This window comes from Arcicella gelida (assembly GCF_034931025.1).
Classification (GTDB): domain Bacteria; phylum Bacteroidota; class Bacteroidia; order Cytophagales; family Spirosomataceae; genus Arcicella; species Arcicella gelida.
Genome location: NZ_JAYGIL010000009.1, coordinates 90,031 through 106,782 on the forward strand (window position 1 = coordinate 90,031; position 16,752 = coordinate 106,782).

14 protein-coding genes are annotated in these 16,752 nt (G+C 34.0%); 5 read left to right on the plus strand and 9 right to left on the minus strand.

Features of this window, described 5'->3' with window-relative positions; all coding sequences use genetic code 11:
• Window positions 1-34: 34 nt before the first annotated feature.
• The 7 genes from VB776_RS09230 to VB776_RS09260 form a co-directional block, all read right to left on the minus strand.
• The gene (locus VB776_RS09230; protein WP_323328279.1) at window positions 35-625 is read right to left on the minus strand and encodes a Fic/DOC family protein; all 591 of its coding nucleotides are present in this window, start codon (window positions 623-625) and stop codon (window positions 35-37) included.
• Window positions 626-668: 43 nt separating this feature from the next.
• Window positions 669-1,352, minus strand: coding sequence for an ABC transporter ATP-binding protein (locus VB776_RS09235; RefSeq protein ID WP_323328281.1), 684 nt, complete (start codon window positions 1,350-1,352; stop codon window positions 669-671).
• Between the two features lies 1 nt (window position 1,353).
• Window positions 1,354-2,613, minus strand: coding sequence for an ABC transporter permease (locus VB776_RS09240; RefSeq protein WP_323328283.1), 1,260 nt, complete (start codon window positions 2,611-2,613; stop codon window positions 1,354-1,356).
• Entirely contained in the window at window positions 2,610-3,689 is a 1,080-nt protein-coding gene (locus VB776_RS09245; protein ID WP_323328285.1) for an efflux RND transporter periplasmic adaptor subunit, read from the minus strand. The genes VB776_RS09240 and VB776_RS09245 overlap by 4 nt, the downstream gene beginning before the upstream one ends.
• 227 nt (window positions 3,690-3,916) lie before the next feature.
• Window positions 3,917-4,303: a group III truncated hemoglobin gene (locus VB776_RS09250; RefSeq protein WP_323328287.1), complete on the minus strand. Its 387-nt coding sequence runs from the start codon at window positions 4,301-4,303 to the stop codon at window positions 3,917-3,919.
• 176 nt (window positions 4,304-4,479) lie between these two features.
• Window positions 4,480-5,292, minus strand: coding sequence for a phytanoyl-CoA dioxygenase family protein (locus VB776_RS09255; protein ID WP_323328289.1), 813 nt, complete (start codon window positions 5,290-5,292; stop codon window positions 4,480-4,482).
• 241 nt (window positions 5,293-5,533) lie between these two features.
• Window positions 5,534-6,280, minus strand: coding sequence for an acyl-CoA desaturase (locus VB776_RS09260; RefSeq protein WP_323328291.1), 747 nt, complete (start codon window positions 6,278-6,280; stop codon window positions 5,534-5,536).
• 276 nt (window positions 6,281-6,556) lie between these two features.
• On the opposite strand from VB776_RS09260, the gene VB776_RS09265 reads away from it, so the two are divergent.
• Complete coding sequence (locus VB776_RS09265) at window positions 6,557-7,678, plus strand: adenylate/guanylate cyclase domain-containing protein (protein WP_323328293.1); 1,122 nt, start codon at window positions 6,557-6,559, stop codon at window positions 7,676-7,678.
• Between the two features lie 8 nt (window positions 7,679-7,686).
• Here the strand turns inward: VB776_RS09265 and VB776_RS09270 are convergent, their stop codons facing one another.
• Window positions 7,687-8,355, minus strand: a complete 669-nt coding sequence (locus VB776_RS09270) for a Rossmann-fold NAD(P)-binding domain-containing protein (protein WP_323328295.1) — start codon at window positions 8,353-8,355, stop codon at window positions 7,687-7,689.
• Between the two features lie 61 nt (window positions 8,356-8,416).
• Window positions 8,417-9,469 (minus strand): arginyl-tRNA--protein arginylyltransferase, encoded by a 1,053-nt coding sequence (locus tag VB776_RS09275; protein WP_323328297.1) that lies wholly within the window; start codon window positions 9,467-9,469, stop codon window positions 8,417-8,419.
• 279 nt (window positions 9,470-9,748) lie between these two features.
• Between VB776_RS09275 and VB776_RS09280 the strand changes: the two genes are divergently transcribed.
• The 4 genes from VB776_RS09280 to VB776_RS09295 all read left to right on the plus strand — a co-directional run bounded on the left by VB776_RS09280 (window position 9,749) and on the right by VB776_RS09295 (window position 16,738).
• Window positions 9,749-10,357, plus strand: a complete 609-nt coding sequence (locus VB776_RS09280; RefSeq protein ID WP_323328299.1) for an RNA polymerase sigma factor — start codon at window positions 9,749-9,751, stop codon at window positions 10,355-10,357.
• A gap of 131 nt (window positions 10,358-10,488) precedes the next feature.
• Entirely contained in the window at window positions 10,489-11,583 is a 1,095-nt protein-coding gene (locus tag VB776_RS09285; RefSeq protein WP_323328301.1) for a FecR family protein, read from the plus strand.
• Window positions 11,584-11,763: 180 nt separating this feature from the next.
• Window positions 11,764-15,273, plus strand: coding sequence for a TonB-dependent receptor (locus VB776_RS09290; RefSeq protein WP_323328303.1), 3,510 nt, complete (start codon window positions 11,764-11,766; stop codon window positions 15,271-15,273).
• A gap of 43 nt (window positions 15,274-15,316) precedes the next feature.
• The gene (locus VB776_RS09295) at window positions 15,317-16,738 is read left to right on the plus strand and encodes a RagB/SusD family nutrient uptake outer membrane protein (RefSeq protein WP_323328305.1); all 1,422 of its coding nucleotides are present in this window, start codon (window positions 15,317-15,319) and stop codon (window positions 16,736-16,738) included.
• The last annotated feature ends 14 nt before the right edge of the window (window positions 16,739-16,752 follow it).

The window sequence follows — 16,752 nt, forward strand, 5'->3', positions numbered from 1 at the left end:
GTAATTCCTCAATCTGTAGGTCAGGAAGTATTGGTTAAGGTTGTAAAGAGCCTCCCCAAATCTGTTCAATAAGTTTTTCCATTGGTTTATAATTTTGTAAACCAGCTTGTTGAACACTTCTAATATAAGATTCCATTAAATTTTGCTCATTGATTAATTCCCATTTTGGAGCTTGATAGCCATATTTCCTACAATACAAATTGGTAAATATCCTTGAAGTCCTGCCATTACCTTCTCTGAAAGGATGAATAAATAGTAGTTCAGCGTGTGTTTTGGCGACTTGTGTGATAATATTAGTAGAATTGGGTATTTCTTTTAAAAATGTTTCTTCAAAACTTAACATACTTTGGTGTAAAAATTGAGCTGAAGCAAATACAAATCCTCCTTTAGATAAATTTACAGTTCGATATTTTCCTGCAAATTCATATAGTTGACCAAGTGCTAACTGATGAATTCGAAAAATGTACTTTACGTTTAGCTTAGTATTATTCTTTAAACTTTCTGTCAATAGAATTTCTGCTTTCAGAAAACCTTCAAATTCAGCTAAAGCGACTTCTTCATTGGTTTTTAGTCCAAGTAAGTTAGGTAAATGCTCATTTTGGTCATATTGAATCTGATATTTCATGATAAATGTCTTTTCATATTTTAAAATGAAAAATACGAATTTTCTAACATTTAATCACCCGTCCATCCTCCATTTCAATAATTCGATTTGTACGACTGGCAAAGCTTGGGTCGTGAGTTACGATTAATAGTGCTTGTTGGTATTCTATGGCTAATTGCTTAAAAATATCGAAGACTACTTCTGTATTTTTTTTATCTAAATTACCTGTAGGTTCATCTCCCATAATAATCAGTGGGTCGTTAATTAAGGCTCTGGCAATGGCTACTCTTTGTTTTTCTCCACCTGAAAGTTGTGTGGCACTTTTCAACGCTTGTTTTTCAATGCCTAATTTTCTGAGATGTTCCATTGCTCGGTGTTCTAATTCTTGTTCTGAATATTTATTGAGTTTCAAACCGGGCAACATAACGTTTTGTAGTACAGTAAATTCATTCAATAAGTAATGGAATTGGAATACAAAACCAATTTTTTCATTTCTTACTCTTGCCAAATCTTGCTCTTTTTTGCCTTGCATACTGATGCCATCAATCAATAATTCTCCTTCATAAGCAGTATCCATTGTAGAAAGTATATACAGCAAAGTCGATTTTCCACAGCCAGATTTTCCTACGATAGAAGTAAATTCTCCTTTGTTGACAGAAAAATTAATATCCTTCAAAATCGGAATCGTCACGGGGTCGTGGAAACTTTTGTTGATGGCTTTAGCCTCAATAATGGTTGAATGTTGCATATTATTTTCCTCTAATAATGTCCACAGGGTCGATTTTACTTGCTTTGCGTGCAGGGAAAAGTCCAGCGAAATAGGTTGTGATTAATGAGAACGATATGCCAATAAAGTAAAATTTTGCGTTATAATTTATCGGATAAGTCGTCACTGTAGGTAATGCTGCCGTATTAAAGGGAATTTGGTCGATGACTGAGGAAAGTAAAAAGCCAGAAATCAAACCAGTTATGCCTCCAAAGAAACCAATACTTAGGGCAATCGTAATAAAGATTCTATTCACATCTTTACCCGAAAAACCTGTAGCTTTTAAAATCGCAATGGTATCCATTTTCTCATAAATCATCATGTTCAGGATATTATAAATTCCAAAACCTGCCACAATCAACAGAGTGATTCCTACGGCATAAGAAATCAAAGAACGAATAGAACTTCCCGTTTCAAACTGTGAATTAGCAGTTTGAATATCTTCAGCATCAGTATTAAAAACATGGGCGTACTCTTTGCTAAGAGCTGGAGCCATTTTGATGTCCTTTAACTTTACTTGGATGTCGGTAACGTAACTATTGGTTTGTCCTAATAATTTCTGAGCCGTTTTGATGGACGCATAACTCTGTACTTTATCAATCTCAACAATACCAGATTGAAAAAAACCAACTACTTTCAAAGGAAAACGTTCGCCTTTTGGTGTTGTAATCTGAATAACATCACCAATTCTGGCTAACATTTTTTCAGCAGCACCTTTCCCCAAAATAATACTGTTAGGAACATTTTTTAGATCGAGGTAAGAGCCTTCGGTAACATAGTCTTGAAAGAAGAATAATTTACTTTCTGCTTCTACATCTACGCCATTTACCACTCCTGTAATATCAATGTCGCCAACATTGTAAAATACTTGAGCTGTCATTTTTGGTGAAATTCCCAATACTCTATCATCATTACGAAGTGCCTGCATGATGAGTCCGTTATTACGAATTTCGATACTATTACCACTTGGTTTGATTGAACTTATAAAATTATGATAAGCTTTATAGCGTTCAGAAAGATTAATGGGTTGGTTTTTATTGGCTTTTATTTCATTAAAAAGCCTAACATGAGGCGTGCGGTTGAGGATTAAATTATCCAATAAATCGTTCAGTCCATTCATAAAACCTAAAAGTGTGATGAACATCGTGATACTGAATGTAACGCCTATTGCTGCCACAAGTGTTTGTCGCCAGCGAGCTAATAATAGCGATTTGGCTATACTGATGATAAGTTTTGCGTTCATTTGTTAGGTTTTAGAATGATGTCTTGAGCCGTTAAACCCGATAGGATTTCTACTTTCTGATAATCTTTTAAACCTATTTTTACTTTTACTTTTTCGTTCTTTTCATTCAGAACGTAAGTGTCTTCTATTAAATAATTGCGTGGAATTGTCAGAACTTTTTCTTTGGTTTGGATGATGATATTGGCTTCTACCGTTAGGTTTGGATATAAGAGTTTAGGCTGTTTTGTAAAATTTGCTTTTACAGTAAACGCTCTTGTTTTTTCATTCATCAAAGGGTCAATTTCTTCTACCACAGCTTCAAAAGCTTCACCTTGGTAACTATCTAATGTTACCATGATTTTTTGTCCGATACTTACTCTAACAATATCATCTTCATCTACTTGTAGCTCTAAACTAAATAGGTTGGCATCACCGATAATAGCAATGGCTGATTGTGCATTTACCATTTCGCCTTTCTCTTTTTGTAAACTATACAAGCGACCAGTGTACTCGCTTTTCAAAGTGTAATCCGCTTCAATGGTTTGGTTAATGGCTAAGTTTTTCTTGGATTGTGCCGCTGAAAAATTTACTTGTCGTTTCAGTTCTTTGTATTTCAAAATGGCAGATTGATAAGCTATTTTAGAATTGGCATAAACTAATTCTCTTTGTTCAAATTCTACTTTAGTACCAACTTGTTGTGACCAAAGATTACTTTGACGAAGAAAAAGTAAAGAGTCGTTTTGAAGTTTTTTGTGAGCTAATTCTATCGCAATACTTAAGTCTTTTAGTTTATCTTCATTCGCTTTTACATCTGCATTGGCTGCAAGCAAAGCTGCGTTTTCGGTATTGAGTTTGCTTGTTTGATTAAAGATTTTCATCAAAGGCTGTCCCTTCTGTACAAAATCGCCATCTTTCACATAGAGTTCGTCGATGATGCCATTTACTTTTGAGAAAACCTGATATTGATTTTTACTTTTCACGATTCCCGAAGCATAAACTGATTCCGAAATATTCATGATTTCGGCTTGTGTTTGTTCCTGTGTTTTTTTACAAGAAAAGAATAGGAGGGGTACTAATAGAAAATAGATAATTTTCATGTGTTATTTCAATTAGAAATGTACTTAGATTGTGTGTTGAGCGAATTGCCAAAAGTACCGATTTAGTTGTAGAAATGAAATAGCGTTTAGTTCAGAGGAGTAAGGAATGAGCTTTGAATAGCTAGATTTAAGTTTTTTGATTGAATTGCTACTCTTTAAATTGCATTTATTTGAGGATGAATAAATATTTTGTTTTGTCCTCTTTCATGAAAGAGGACAAATTTTTTTTATGCAGGACTATTAAAATGGTGAATTTTAAATGCCCAAGATAAGGCTACATTTTTTGCTCTACTTTTAATTTCTTCTGCTTTTTCACCTTCAAAATGTTCGTCAACTGTAGCTTCGAAAAGTGTTAGCCAAGTAGCGAAATGTTGTGGATTCAGCGGATGTTGATTGTTAATCACCAAATGGGGGCGAAGCGGATGCCCTTCATAACCTTCTTTGTTGAAAAGAATCATCTCCCAAAAGCTATACATTTTTGGTAAATGTTTTTCCCAATTTACTTTAGCAACTTCATCAAAAATATAGCCTAATGTGTCGTTATCACGTATTTTATCGTAAAAACTATTAACTAATAGTTCTATGTCAGCACGGGTTTCTAAATTCTTTTTCATGTTGAATTATTGAGTGATTTAGTAAGCAGTCCGCCATCGATTGTGAGTTAGTGATTTTTGAAATTTTGATATGAAAAACAATCTCAGATATTACGAAACACTTTCGAATTTTCTGTAAGAATTTCAACTGAGCTATTGAAGTATTCACTAATTCACAATTCACTCAATCACAACTATCACTTCACAACTAATTTCCCTAATTTATGATAAAAAGGAGTTTTGCTTTTTTCATCTTTAGGTTGATACTTTCCTTGAACAATAGGAAAATACATAACTCTTCTGCGAGATTTTTCACCTGTAAACGGACAAACTTCTACTCTATGCCAAAGGTCGCCATCGTGTACGGTTAAATCACCTGCTTCAATATTTAAACCTACTTCGTTTTTATCTGGATTATGGTCGATGAATTGTTTCTTCAAAAACAATACTTTCATTTTACTCAGTTTGTGTGTACCCGGCAATACTCTTAAGCCACCATTTTCCATCGGACAATCATCTAAATGCGTACCAACGTTGAGCATTTTCAATATTTTTTGTCCTAAAAATAAATCTCTTGGGCTATCGGTATGCCAACCCATTTGCGAAAATTTACTGTTATCAGCATTCACATAATGGTTGAAAACTAAACCATCCTTTTCGTCTTCGCCAATACGATTCGCATTGTTGGGAATCAAAGTAAGTAAAGCTTTCAAACGTGGGTCTTGCAAATATTCATGCAAGATAGCACTGTGTTGTGATAAAAAACATAAACGCTGAATCATAGGATTTCCTTTTTCATCCTTCCCGAATTTCAAAGGAATGCCGTTCATCTTATCAATTCCAGCTTCAAGCCATTCTTTTTCTACACGATGAGCTTCGTTTTTAAAAGCTTCTACGGTTTCTTTTGAAATAAAATTTTTGAAATGAATAAATCCATATTGGTCGAAATACGCTTTTTGTTCAGGAGTTAATTGCTCGCCAAGCGTAAAAGTTTTTGCATCAAAGTCCATACATTAGTTGTGATTTAGTGAGAATTTGAGAGTTAGTGAATTGTGAATTAGTGATTTCTGGACAGTTTCAAAATAATGTGGTATTTCAAAGAAAAATGATGAACGATTGCCCTTTTTCCTATTAGGAGGCGAATTAATTCGCCTCCTAATAGGAATTTGTCCAGTAATAATGAATGATTTTATCTAAAGTCTCTAATTCGTTCATTCACAACTCACTAACTATTCATTCACAATTCCGATTTCACATATAATTCAAATCGTTATTGCGTTTTAGTTTGATGATGTGTAATAAATTCAGTACTAAGATAACTGGATAAGTAGGATCGAATTCATGCCATTTGATACCGAAATTGGCTCTTCCGCCTAATTTATGGTGGTTATTGTGGTATGATTCTCCCATCATCAAGAAATCGAATGGTAATAAGTTTTTGGCTGTATCATTTACTTTGAAATTGATATAACCATATTTATGAGCAAACCAGTTGATGATTACACCATGAACTGGCCCCATCAAATAATGAATTGGCAACAAAGCATATTCCCAAGTATGCGTAGCAAATTTCATATAAAACAAAGTATATAAAACACCCCAAGCGATTCTAACAAACCATTTATCACCTAACTTTTCAACCAAAGCATAATAGGGAACACCTTTGATGAATTTAGGCTCAATGCCAGCACGGTCGTTAAGTATGGCATTATAATAGTCCTTAGTTTTCCACATCATGTGGAAAAGGTTATCAGAATAACTTGGCGAGTGTGGGTCTTTTTCAGTATCAGCATAAGCATGGTGTAAACGGTGCATAATACCATAAGCCTTTGGGCTTAAAAACGAAGAACCTTGCGTGATAAAAGTAAACCAGTAAAAGAATTTCTCCCAACCCTTCGACATCGTGAACATCTGATGCGCAGCATAACGATGTAAAAAGAACGTCTGAGAGAATAATGATAAATACCAGTGAGCTACAAAGAAAATTAAGATTGCCATATAAGTTTTTTTTACAAAATTATGGCAAGGGAGAGGCTTAAAATATGATAAAAGTCAGTGGTGATAATGAGGATGATTAACAATAGAATGATTTTATCATGCGACATATAGCCAAAGGATGGGATAATTGCCATTAAAAACCTAAATTTAAGCCTTTGTTTGAATAAGGAAAAAATATAAGTATTTGAATATTTTCAAAAGGCATTATATTATCAAGAACTAACGTTTTATTTGTTTAAAACCTCAAAATCTAAGAACAGTTTTATAGAATTATATATGTCAGAAAGGTTAGATTATACCGCAAGAGCCATACGAGTGGCATCCAAATATCCATTATTTTCTCATTTGTCAATCCAAATAAATTTTTGGTTTATAGCACATCTGTCTTTTGGATTGATTAATTATTTAATACTTCGTTCGTTTATGCCAAGTGCCAAGTTTGTCATGGGCGATACTTTGGGTTCAAGTTTTTTATTAGCACTGATTTTAAGTATTTTATTTGGGCTTTCTTTTGGAATGATTGAGTACTATTTAGAAAATAGGATTTTCAGAAGGAAATCGCTTGGAAGAGTAATGATATTGAAAGCAATCCTCTCATTTATCGTTTCCTTGATACTTTTCTACATCATCAAGTATGTACTTTTTGAAAAACTGATTGCTCCGATGATTGATTTAAGCAATATTAAAGTGAATGAAGAATCGTGGAAATATATTTTTTACTTGTTTCTGCTTCATACTTTTTTCATGAACGCCATCATCAGTTTTATCAACCAAATGAATAAAAAATTTGGCCCTGGAATTTTAGTGCCTCTTTTGTTAGGGAAGTATCGTTCTCCTAAAGAAGAAGAAAGAGTATTTATGTTTATGGATTTGCAATCATCAACAAGTATTGCTGAAAATTTAGGACATATCAAATACAGTGCTTTTATTCAGGAAAGTTTTATGGATATTAACGATGTAGTTCCGAAGTTTCGGGCAGAAATTTACCAATATGTAGGTGACGAAATTGTGATTTCGTGGACAATCTCTGAAGGACTGAAAGATTTATCGTGTATCGCTTTTTACTTTGCCTGTGAAGCACAATTTAACAAACGAGCATCAGTGTATCAAAACGAATTTGGCACAGTGCCAAAATTTAAAGCGGGGGTTCATCTTGGAAAAGTAACAGCGGTAGAAATTGGAGAAATTAAACGAGATATTGCCTATCATGGCGATACTTTAAATACTGCCGCCAGAATACAAAGTGTTTGTAATGATTATGGAAAACACTTGTTGGCTTCTAAAGAATTGATTGATATTGTTAACATTACTGCCCAATACGATGTAACATCAATCGGTAAAATACAATTAAAAGGAAAGCGTAACCTCGTTGAAATTATGTGTGTTCAGGAAAAATAGGAATGATTTTATATCCCTGCTAATTCATTGATGTCTTTTACTTCTAAAATGTTTTTTGGATAACCATGCTGTGTAGCATGAATCATCGCTAAACCAACTTGAGTAAGTGTACTGACGTAGTTTTGAAAGAAAGTCTGGAAAATTGGGAAAAGCCAACTAAGGTATGAATAAAAACTTTGAGTGTTTTTCAGCCCATCTGTCGGCTGAATATAACCCGGTCTGAAAGCAAAAACTCTTTTGAAAGGAAGCTTCATTAAGTCATTTTCGGTTTTGCCTTTTACTCTTGCCCACATACTTCTTCCTTTTTCTGTACTATCGGTTCCAGCACCAGAAACATAACAGAAAGTCATGTTAGAGTTTTGTTGGCTAAGTATTTTGGCAATATGCAAAGTAAGCGTATGAGTCAATTTAGTGTATTCAGGTTCTTTTTTGCCTAATGAAGTAACGCCCAAACAAAAATAACAAGCGTTGTAAGCAGTGAGTTTATCTTGAATAGGAGTAATATCAAAGAAATTTTCATGGATAATTTCAATCAGTTTTGGGTGATGTACTCCACAAGGTTTTCTATTGATTACCAATACCGTTTCAACCGCTGGGTGCATCAAGCACTCATGTAATACGCCTTCGCCAACCATGCCCGTTGTACCTGTAATGATTACTCTAAGTTTTTCCTTCATTTTTCCGATGTATATGTTTTTTCAAATTACATATAAATCTTGAATAATTATCATGAAATAATTATACTGTTTTGATTAAAGACATAGAAACCACATTTGCCATGATATTGGCTGATGCACTTGAGTATAAGTACTTGATTGTTTTTAAGAGATTCGTACTATAATGGTCACCTTGATTTTGGTCGGCATAGGTTCTGAAAACACTAGTAGAAAGTAATAAATGATATTGCTGGTCACGAATATCATAAACAATAATCGGACTTGGGTTATTCTCATCTACTTCAAAACAGAAAATGAAAATAGGGAAATCGAAAAGATTCAAACCATTTAAATTGGTCATCAAATCGGCATCAAAGTAATCGTATTTAAAAAATGTATGTTCAAAACCAATTTCATTCAGTTGCTCAGATAATGTTTTGAGCTTCTCGGTCATGATTAAAAAAGGAATATTTTCATTTGAATAATGCTTAAAACTTAGCCAATTGTTGGTATGTATATCTAGGTATTCAAGGTTATTTTTGGCCAAATCCAATTTATAGTCAAACAAAGGATAACCCGGAGCAAAATATCCCGGATAGAAATAGTGCATTCCTAAATTTCTACAAAAATCTATTTTTTGGTACATCAAAAATTTCCCTAAGCTATGTTTTTTATAATCAGGGTCATAGAAACAAGTAATGCCAGCAGACGTATTATCGCCCAAGTCGAAGAAACCTGTTGCAATCAATTTTTCTTGGTCATACACACTTACTTCATAAGTATTGAAAATGTCGTTTTGACCATTGTTAAAAAGCAAATTTTCTAAAGAAGGAGAAGCATCAAAAGAGATATGATTGCGATATTTTTGAAAAAGGATTTCTTGTTTTTCATTAAACTGAATAGGCTGAATCACAACTTTAAAGCCTGCATTAAGTTTCTCAAGTTTTTGTTGCGTTTTAGTTTTTTCAAAAGTCGATAAATCAATTCTAAGCCAAATTGCGCTGTAGATGATTCCTGAAAATTTCAGAAAATTGGTCGTAAAAATAGTCTGTCCCATTCTAAACCATCCATTAGCAAGATAGTCGTCTAGTTCTTCAGGATGTAGAGAGTCAGGGAAATTTAGTTTCGCAAACATCTATTTAAAAGTAATATGATATATAAAATAGGAGTAAATGTAAGGAAAAATGTTTTTTGAAGGAAATAAGACGAAAAGCAAAGACTTATTACAAGTTTATATTTTAGAAGTAATGACATAAAAGAAAACAGATATTAATTAAAATCGAAAATTTTCGAAAAAAACAATTAATAAATGAAGCTTATGTTTGAGTAGAATATTATTCTTTTTACCTTTCTAGTAACTGGTATTTTACTTTCCTAGTTTGTAGTACATTAACATTTAATATTCCTCAGATTTATGTCGTATTCATCTTCTCAATATGATGAATTAACCCTTTGGTACGATTTGCGTAATGGCAATGAAGATGCGCTTGCTACGCTTCTGAGGCTTTATGCAAAACCACTGATTGGATATGGTCGAAAAATGATCAGTGATGACTCAATTATTGAAGATTGTATTCAAGAAGTATTTATTCAGCTTTGGCAATATCGACATACGTTGAAAGAAGATGTGGGTTCGGTGAAAGCATACATTTACTCATCTGTAAGACGAAGAATTATTACTGAAGTAAAGAAAAATGCTTTTTCTAGTCCTCAATACGATGGTTCAGAATCGGAAGGATATTTTGACATTGGTTTTTCTGTCGAAGAAAAAATCATTCAGGACGAAACTGAACTTCACCGTGTAAAAATTATTAATCAACACCTAAATAGTCTTCCCAAACGCCAGAAAGAAGCAATTTATTTAAAATACTTCAAAGAATTGAATAATCAGGAAATCGCTGATATTATGGGTATTAAATACCAAACCGTTGGTAATCTTATTCACGAAGCACTTACTTTTTTACGCACAGTTTTCCCAAATGATGCTGTTTGGCTTAGTCTTCTTTTCCTTTATTTCGAGTAAAACCTTTCATTTCCTACCTTGAAAATTGACATTTTGGGGTCAATTGTAAATATTTTAATTTTTTTTATTCAAAAAGCAGTATGAACCTTAACAATACTTTCTACTGTATATAGAAAGCATGTTATTATTTTATGAAAAAATATAATGATTATACGATAGATGATTTTGTTCTGAATCCATCATTTGTGGACTGGGTGAAGCGTTCAGGCTATAAAAACCCGAATGATTTCTGGACAAAATGGGTTGATGAAAATCCTCAGCAATACTTACTCGTGCAGCAAGCCAGTGATTTTATCCTTGCTTCAGCAGTAGAAGGCGAAACTGTGAGCGATTTTCAAGTAGAATTATTAGTGAATAAAACCCTGAGTTCAATTAATAATATAGAAAACCAACGAGAGCCTATTCAATTAAAGTTTTTCAAAAATAGAGAATGGATTTTGAAATTAGCAGCTTCTGTAGCCATCATTTTTACAATAGGTTTAGGTGCTTATTTATGGCAAAATAATATTTCGGAAGAGTTTTTATCAACAAAAATCAATAGAAAGTTTTTTGAAAAAGAAAACTTAACAGCACAAAAAATGCCAGTTCAATTGCCCGATGGAAGTACGGCACTTTTAGAGCCCAATAGTTCAATCAGTTTTCCTGTAACTTTTGAAAATACTAATAACAGAGAAGTTTATTTGAAAGGACAAGCTTTTTTTGAAGTCGTAAAAAATGCCAATCATCCCTTTTTAGTTCATGCCAAAGATGTTGTGGTAAAAGTATTGGGAACGAGTTTTACCGTTCAAGCTTTTTTGAAATCGACCGACGTAAAAGTGGTTGTGAAAACAGGAAAAGTAATGGTTTTCCCGAAAGAAGGCGGAAGTACTGAAAATACCATCACATTATTGCCTAATCAACAAGTGGTTGTCAATAATGAAAGTCATAGCGCAAATCAGTCGAATGTTGAACTCGCTGAAGTAAAAGCAATTACTTCAAATGCTACCCCAAGCTTAGAATTTAATGATTCGCCAATCAGCGAGATATTTCAAACACTTGAAAAAGCTTATGGTGTCACGATTTATTTTGATGAAAAATTATTGGCTGATTGCTCTTTAACGACCAGTTTAGCCGATGAACCACTTTTTGAAAAATTGAAATTGATTTGTGAAGCAATAGGACCAAATTCTCATTTTGAAGTAGTAAACGAAAAGATTATCATTCAATCACGAGGTTGTAACCAATAACATATACATTTTATGATTTTTCCTTTAACATTACCTCCGTAGCGATAAAAAAAGGTATTAGCAATGTACCACCACTGCTAACACCTTTACTTTCAATCCCCTTGATGCCTCAAGAACATAAACCCTTAGCGAGGGAAAGGGGATTTTTGTGCTTTTGTCATTCCAAAAACGAACAATTATATGAAAAAAAATCGACAATCAAATGCCTTATGGCTTACTATTATGAAAATAACTGGACTACAGTTTTTCATGATTTTATTTCTCACGAGCTTCTCGTGGGCTAAGAGTTCAGCACAAGAAGAGCTGAATAGAAAAATCAGCGTATCAATTGATGGAATTATGCTAAAATCAGCTTTACAGAAAATTGAAAAGACTGCCCAAATCAGAATTTCGTATAATTCGCAAGTAGTGCCATTAGAACGAGTAGTTTTTTTATCAGCCAAGAATGAAAAATTGGCGGAAGTACTTGAACGTTTATTGAAGCCGTTAGCTGTTACTTACGTAGTGGTGAATAAACAAATTGTGTTAAGAAAACTGGAAAATGCTTCACAATCTTTTGTTCCTGTTGAGGAAAATAAGGAAGAAATTGCGGTTGCTCAAAGTGTTTCTGGAACGATTAAAGATGAAAAAGGCAGTCCATTAGCAGGAGTAAACATTACGATAAAAGGTACAGTAAAAGGAACTAATTCGGATGCGAATGGTCAGTTTAAAATAGATATTGAAGACGAAAATACCGTTTTAGTTTTTAGTTATGTAGGCTATGGAAAACAAGAAGTACTTGTTGGAAAACGTACAGTTTTTAATATTTCAATGATAATTGACCAGAAATCATTGGATGAGGTAGTCGTTGTTGGTTATGGAACACAAAGTAAAAGAGCCGTCTCTGGAGCCGTTTCGTCAGTAAATTTCAAGCAATTTCAAGACCGTTCTTTTAGCAATGTTACGCAAGCTTTGGCTGGTCAGATTGCAGGAGTAAATATTTCACAAGGACAAGGAGCACCAGGTGTTTCGCCGATTATTCGTATTCGTGGAGTAAGTTCAATTACAGCAGGAACGAATCCATTATTTGTAGTAGATGGCGTTCCGCTTGAAAACTTCAACCTCAACATGGTAAATCCACAAGATATTGAATCAGTAGAAGTATTGAAAGATGCTTCTTCGGCAGCAATTTATGGTTCGAGAGGAGCGAATGGAGTTATTTTGGTAACTACAAAATTAGGAAAGCCGGGTAAAACAACTTTTAGTGTAGGATATGAATCTGGCGTGCAAAGTGTAGAAAGAAGAGTAGAAATGATGGACGCCCAGCAATGGATTAACTATTATATTGATGCACATAATAATGCTTGGGTAGATTTGAACCCCGCTAAAAATAAAGCGAGCGACCCAAATAGTCTTCGTACTTCTACTTATAGAATTCCTGATGAATTTTTAACAAATCCACAACAGTTTGGAAAAGGGACGGATTGGCAAGATGTGATGTTCAGAGTTGCGCCTTCACAAAATGCACAATTCTCAGCATCGGGTGGTACAGAAAAAACACAGTTTATGTTTTCGGCGGCTTATCTCAACCAACAAGCAGTATTAGACGAAAATTATTATAAACGTCTTTCTATTCGCTCGAATATTAAACATCAATTAAGTGACCAATTTACCATTGGTTTGAATATTGGCGTAACAAGTATTTTCGACCGCACTGATGGAACACAAGGAAAAAGTGATGTGGTAAGTTTAGGCTTACAAAGTGACCCGATTTTTCCAGTGTATAACGAAAATGGCAACATCGGCTACCGTGACCCTAATTCTGTTTGGAATAAATACGTGGCTTATAACGATTTGAATTTATGGCATCCGTATTCATTAACACGTTATATCCACAAGCAAAACAAGACTTTTAATACTTTAGGAACAGCATTTTTAGAGTATAAAATTATAGATGGTTTAAAATTCAGAACAAGTATCAATGCCAATTTGTACAATACTCGTTATAATTCTTATCGTGTAAATAAACAAGGTTATGGTTATTCAGGCGTTTTAGCTGCAGAAGGTTACTCAACAAGTGGTTATATGTTTAACTGGCTGAGCGAGAATACTTTGAGCTATGAAAAATCTTATGGAGAACATAACCTTAATGTATTATTAGGATATTCAGCGCAAAGTCAACGCAATGAATTTGCTTCGCTTACTTCTGGAAACTTTCCAAACGATTTAGTTGAAACCCTTAATGCGGGTGTAGTGTCAAGTGGTTTTACCAATGCTACAGAATGGTCGATGCTTTCATATTTAGGGAGAGCACAGTATAATTTCAAAAATAAATATTTCTTAACAGTTGCGATTCGTCGTGATGGAAGTTCACGATTTGGTTCAAATACTCGTTGGGGTTATTTTCCATCAGTTTCTGGTGCATGGATGGTTTCAGACGAAAATTTTATGCAAGATATTAATGCCATTAATAGCCTTAAATTTAGAGTAAGCTATGGTATGGCTGGGAATAATCAGATTCCAAATTATGGTTCAAAAAGCTTGTTGAACTCTTCTAATTATGTTTCAGGAACAACTCTTGCGCCGGGTTTAACCATTGGAAATATTGCCAATACCGATTTAAAATGGGAACGTACTACGCAATTTAACATCGGTTTTGATTTAAAAACATTGAACAATCGCATTGGTTTATCAGCTGAATATTACAATTCTACTACGAATGATATGTTATTGAATGTTCCTGTACCTGATATTACAGGTTTTGCAACACAATTGACCAACATTGGTAAAATGGAAAATACAGGTATTGAATTAAACTTGAATACACAAAATGTAAAAGGAAAATTCAATTGGTCAACTGATTTCAATTTTAGTTTAAATCGCAATAAAGTATTGCAATTAGGACAAAGCAATGCACCAATTACTTATACAGATTTTGTGGTTGCGGTAAAAACAGAAGTTGGTCAGCCAATATCTAATTTTTATGGATATATCGTTGATGGAGTTTTCAAAAATCAAGCGGCTGTTGATGCTTATCCACATTATTCAACAACAAGACCGGGCGACCCAATTATCAGAGATGTAAATGGTGATAACAAAATTACTGTCGATGATCGCACAACTTTAGGAAACTATCAGCCTGATTTTATGGCAGGTTTAACCAATACTTTTTCATACAAAGGTTTTGATTTTTCTTTCATGCTTCAAGGAACATTCGGTGGCGAAATTGTAAATCAAAATTTCCGTTACTCTGGTTTCTGGAACAACGGACGTAATATGTACGCAGGAGTAGCCAACAGATGGCGTTCGGAATCTGATCCGGGCGACGGGCAGCACTTCAGAGCTACTTTAGGATTGACGGGTCTGCAAGACCAATTTACAAGTTTATGGGTTGAAGATGCGTCTTTCGTAAGATTAAAAAATATCCGTGTTTCTTATGCTTTACCAGCAAGTATTTTAAGAAAATTACCAATCAAAACAGCTCGTATTTATATGAATGCTGAGAATGTTTTCTTGTGGAGTCATTATACCAATTATGACCCAGAAAATACTACTTATAGTGCTTCGAGTTTCTCAGGAGAAGCCAACGGTAATACTTCAAATGGATTAAATGCTTCTGGAAATGCACCAAACGGAGCTTTTGTTGGTGTTGATTATGGTTCATATCCAATTCCAAGAGTAATAACGATTGGTGCAAAATTCGATTTTTAAGAAGATATTTTGGTTTGAAGAAACCTCAAAAAGACATACGACGATGAAAAAAATAAAACAATTATGCTTCCTGCTTGCCATTAGTTTAACGGCAACAAGTTGTGGTGATTCTTTCTTAGAATTAGCGCCCATTTCAAATGCAACCGCCGATAATTTTAAAACAACTGATGATTTTGAATTAGCTGTAAACTCAGCTTATGCTACGCTTTATACGGTTTATCATCCAGAAGGACCTGTTTCATACGTGAATGAACAAATGAGCGATAATGCCATCATGTTTAATATTTCGGGGATTCAGGCTGATAAATGGCAGTTTAAAGATTACTCTTTAATGACGACCAATACTATGGTTTATCAATTTTGGCAAGATTATTACAAAGCAATTTTCAGTACCAATATTGTTTTGAATAAAATAGAAGGTGCCAGCCTAAGTACTGCTTATAAAGATGAAGTAAAAGCCCAAATGCAATTTTTAAGAGCTTTGTATTATTTTAATATGGTGCAAACTTGGGGAGATTTACCAATCGTAACAACACCATTGACAGGTACTGAAGCTTATGCCGTTCTTCGTTCGCCACAAGCAGCGGTGTATGAACAAATCAAAAAAGATTTACTTTTTGCTATTGATAAATTGCCTTTGGCTTCTGCGATTCCAAGTGCAAAAATCGGTAGAGCTTCAAAAGGAGCAGCACAAACTTTGTTGGGAAAAGTGTATTTAACGATTGGAGATAAAACTTCTGCCGCTACAGTATTGAAAGAAGTATATAACAGTAATCAATACGCATTATTGCCAAGCTATGCTAGTCTTTGGGGGCCAAATGTAAAAAATACCAAAGAATCAATTTTTGAGATTCAATATCAAGGTGGTTCGGTGTCAAGTCCATACAGTAGATATTATCAAACATTTTATCCAAATAATAATTTCTTAGGATTTTATGGCTCTGGCATGAACCAAGTAACCGACGATTTGTACAATGAATATGAAAGCAACGATCCACGAAGAGATTTATCAATTGCTTTGGGTTATAACAATGGAAATACTTTCATTGCACAGAAATATCCTATCAAATGGATTCATACTAATGCAGTATTAGGCGGAGGGAATCCATTATCGAATAATAATTTTATGGTTTTACGCTATGCTGATGTACTCTTGATGTTATCAGAAGCAACAGGAGATGCTAGTTATTTGAACTTAGTTAGAAGTAGAGCAGGTTTACCAAAATTTGGTGAACCTAATTATCCAGCTACTTACTCTACATTAAGTTTAGCTATCGAACACGAACGTAGAACAGAGTTAGCTTTAGAATTCCATCGTTGGTTTGACTTGAAAAGAAATAACAGAGCTGTTTCATTACTTACAACAAAAGGAAAAGCCATTACAAACGACAAATTATTATTACCAATTCCACAAATTGTACGTTCACAAAATGCTGCTATTACTCAGAATAATGGCTATAATTAAAAATTCATTATTGT

Excerpts from the sequence above, each read along its gene's own strand:
- VB776_RS09230 (WP_323328279.1), bottom strand. The coding sequence starts at position 625 with ATGAAATATCAGATTCAATATGACCAAAATGAGCATTTACCTAACTTA.
- VB776_RS09235 (WP_323328281.1), bottom strand. The coding sequence starts at position 1,352 with ATGCAACATTCAACCATTATTGAGGCTAAAGCCATCAACAAAAGTTTC.
- VB776_RS09240 (WP_323328283.1), bottom strand. The coding sequence starts at position 2,613 with ATGAACGCAAAACTTATCATCAGTATAGCCAAATCGCTATTATTAGCT.
- VB776_RS09245 (WP_323328285.1), bottom strand. The coding sequence starts at position 3,689 with ATGAAAATTATCTATTTTCTATTAGTACCCCTCCTATTCTTTTCTTGT.
- VB776_RS09250 (WP_323328287.1), bottom strand. The coding sequence starts at position 4,303 with ATGAAAAAGAATTTAGAAACCCGTGCTGACATAGAACTATTAGTTAAT.
- VB776_RS09255 (WP_323328289.1), bottom strand. The coding sequence starts at position 5,292 with ATGGACTTTGATGCAAAAACTTTTACGCTTGGCGAGCAATTAACTCCT.
- VB776_RS09260 (WP_323328291.1), bottom strand. The coding sequence starts at position 6,280 with ATGGCAATCTTAATTTTCTTTGTAGCTCACTGGTATTTATCATTATTC.
- VB776_RS09265 (WP_323328293.1), top strand. The coding sequence starts at position 6,557 with ATGTCAGAAAGGTTAGATTATACCGCAAGAGCCATACGAGTGGCATCC.
- VB776_RS09270 (WP_323328295.1), bottom strand. The coding sequence starts at position 8,355 with ATGAAGGAAAAACTTAGAGTAATCATTACAGGTACAACGGGCATGGTT.
- VB776_RS09275 (WP_323328297.1), bottom strand. The coding sequence starts at position 9,469 with ATGTTTGCGAAACTAAATTTCCCTGACTCTCTACATCCTGAAGAACTA.
- VB776_RS09280 (WP_323328299.1), top strand. The coding sequence starts at position 9,749 with ATGTCGTATTCATCTTCTCAATATGATGAATTAACCCTTTGGTACGAT.
- VB776_RS09285 (WP_323328301.1), top strand. The coding sequence starts at position 10,489 with ATGAAAAAATATAATGATTATACGATAGATGATTTTGTTCTGAATCCA.
- VB776_RS09290 (WP_323328303.1), top strand. The coding sequence starts at position 11,764 with ATGAAAAAAAATCGACAATCAAATGCCTTATGGCTTACTATTATGAAA.
- VB776_RS09295 (WP_323328305.1), top strand. The coding sequence starts at position 15,317 with ATGAAAAAAATAAAACAATTATGCTTCCTGCTTGCCATTAGTTTAACG.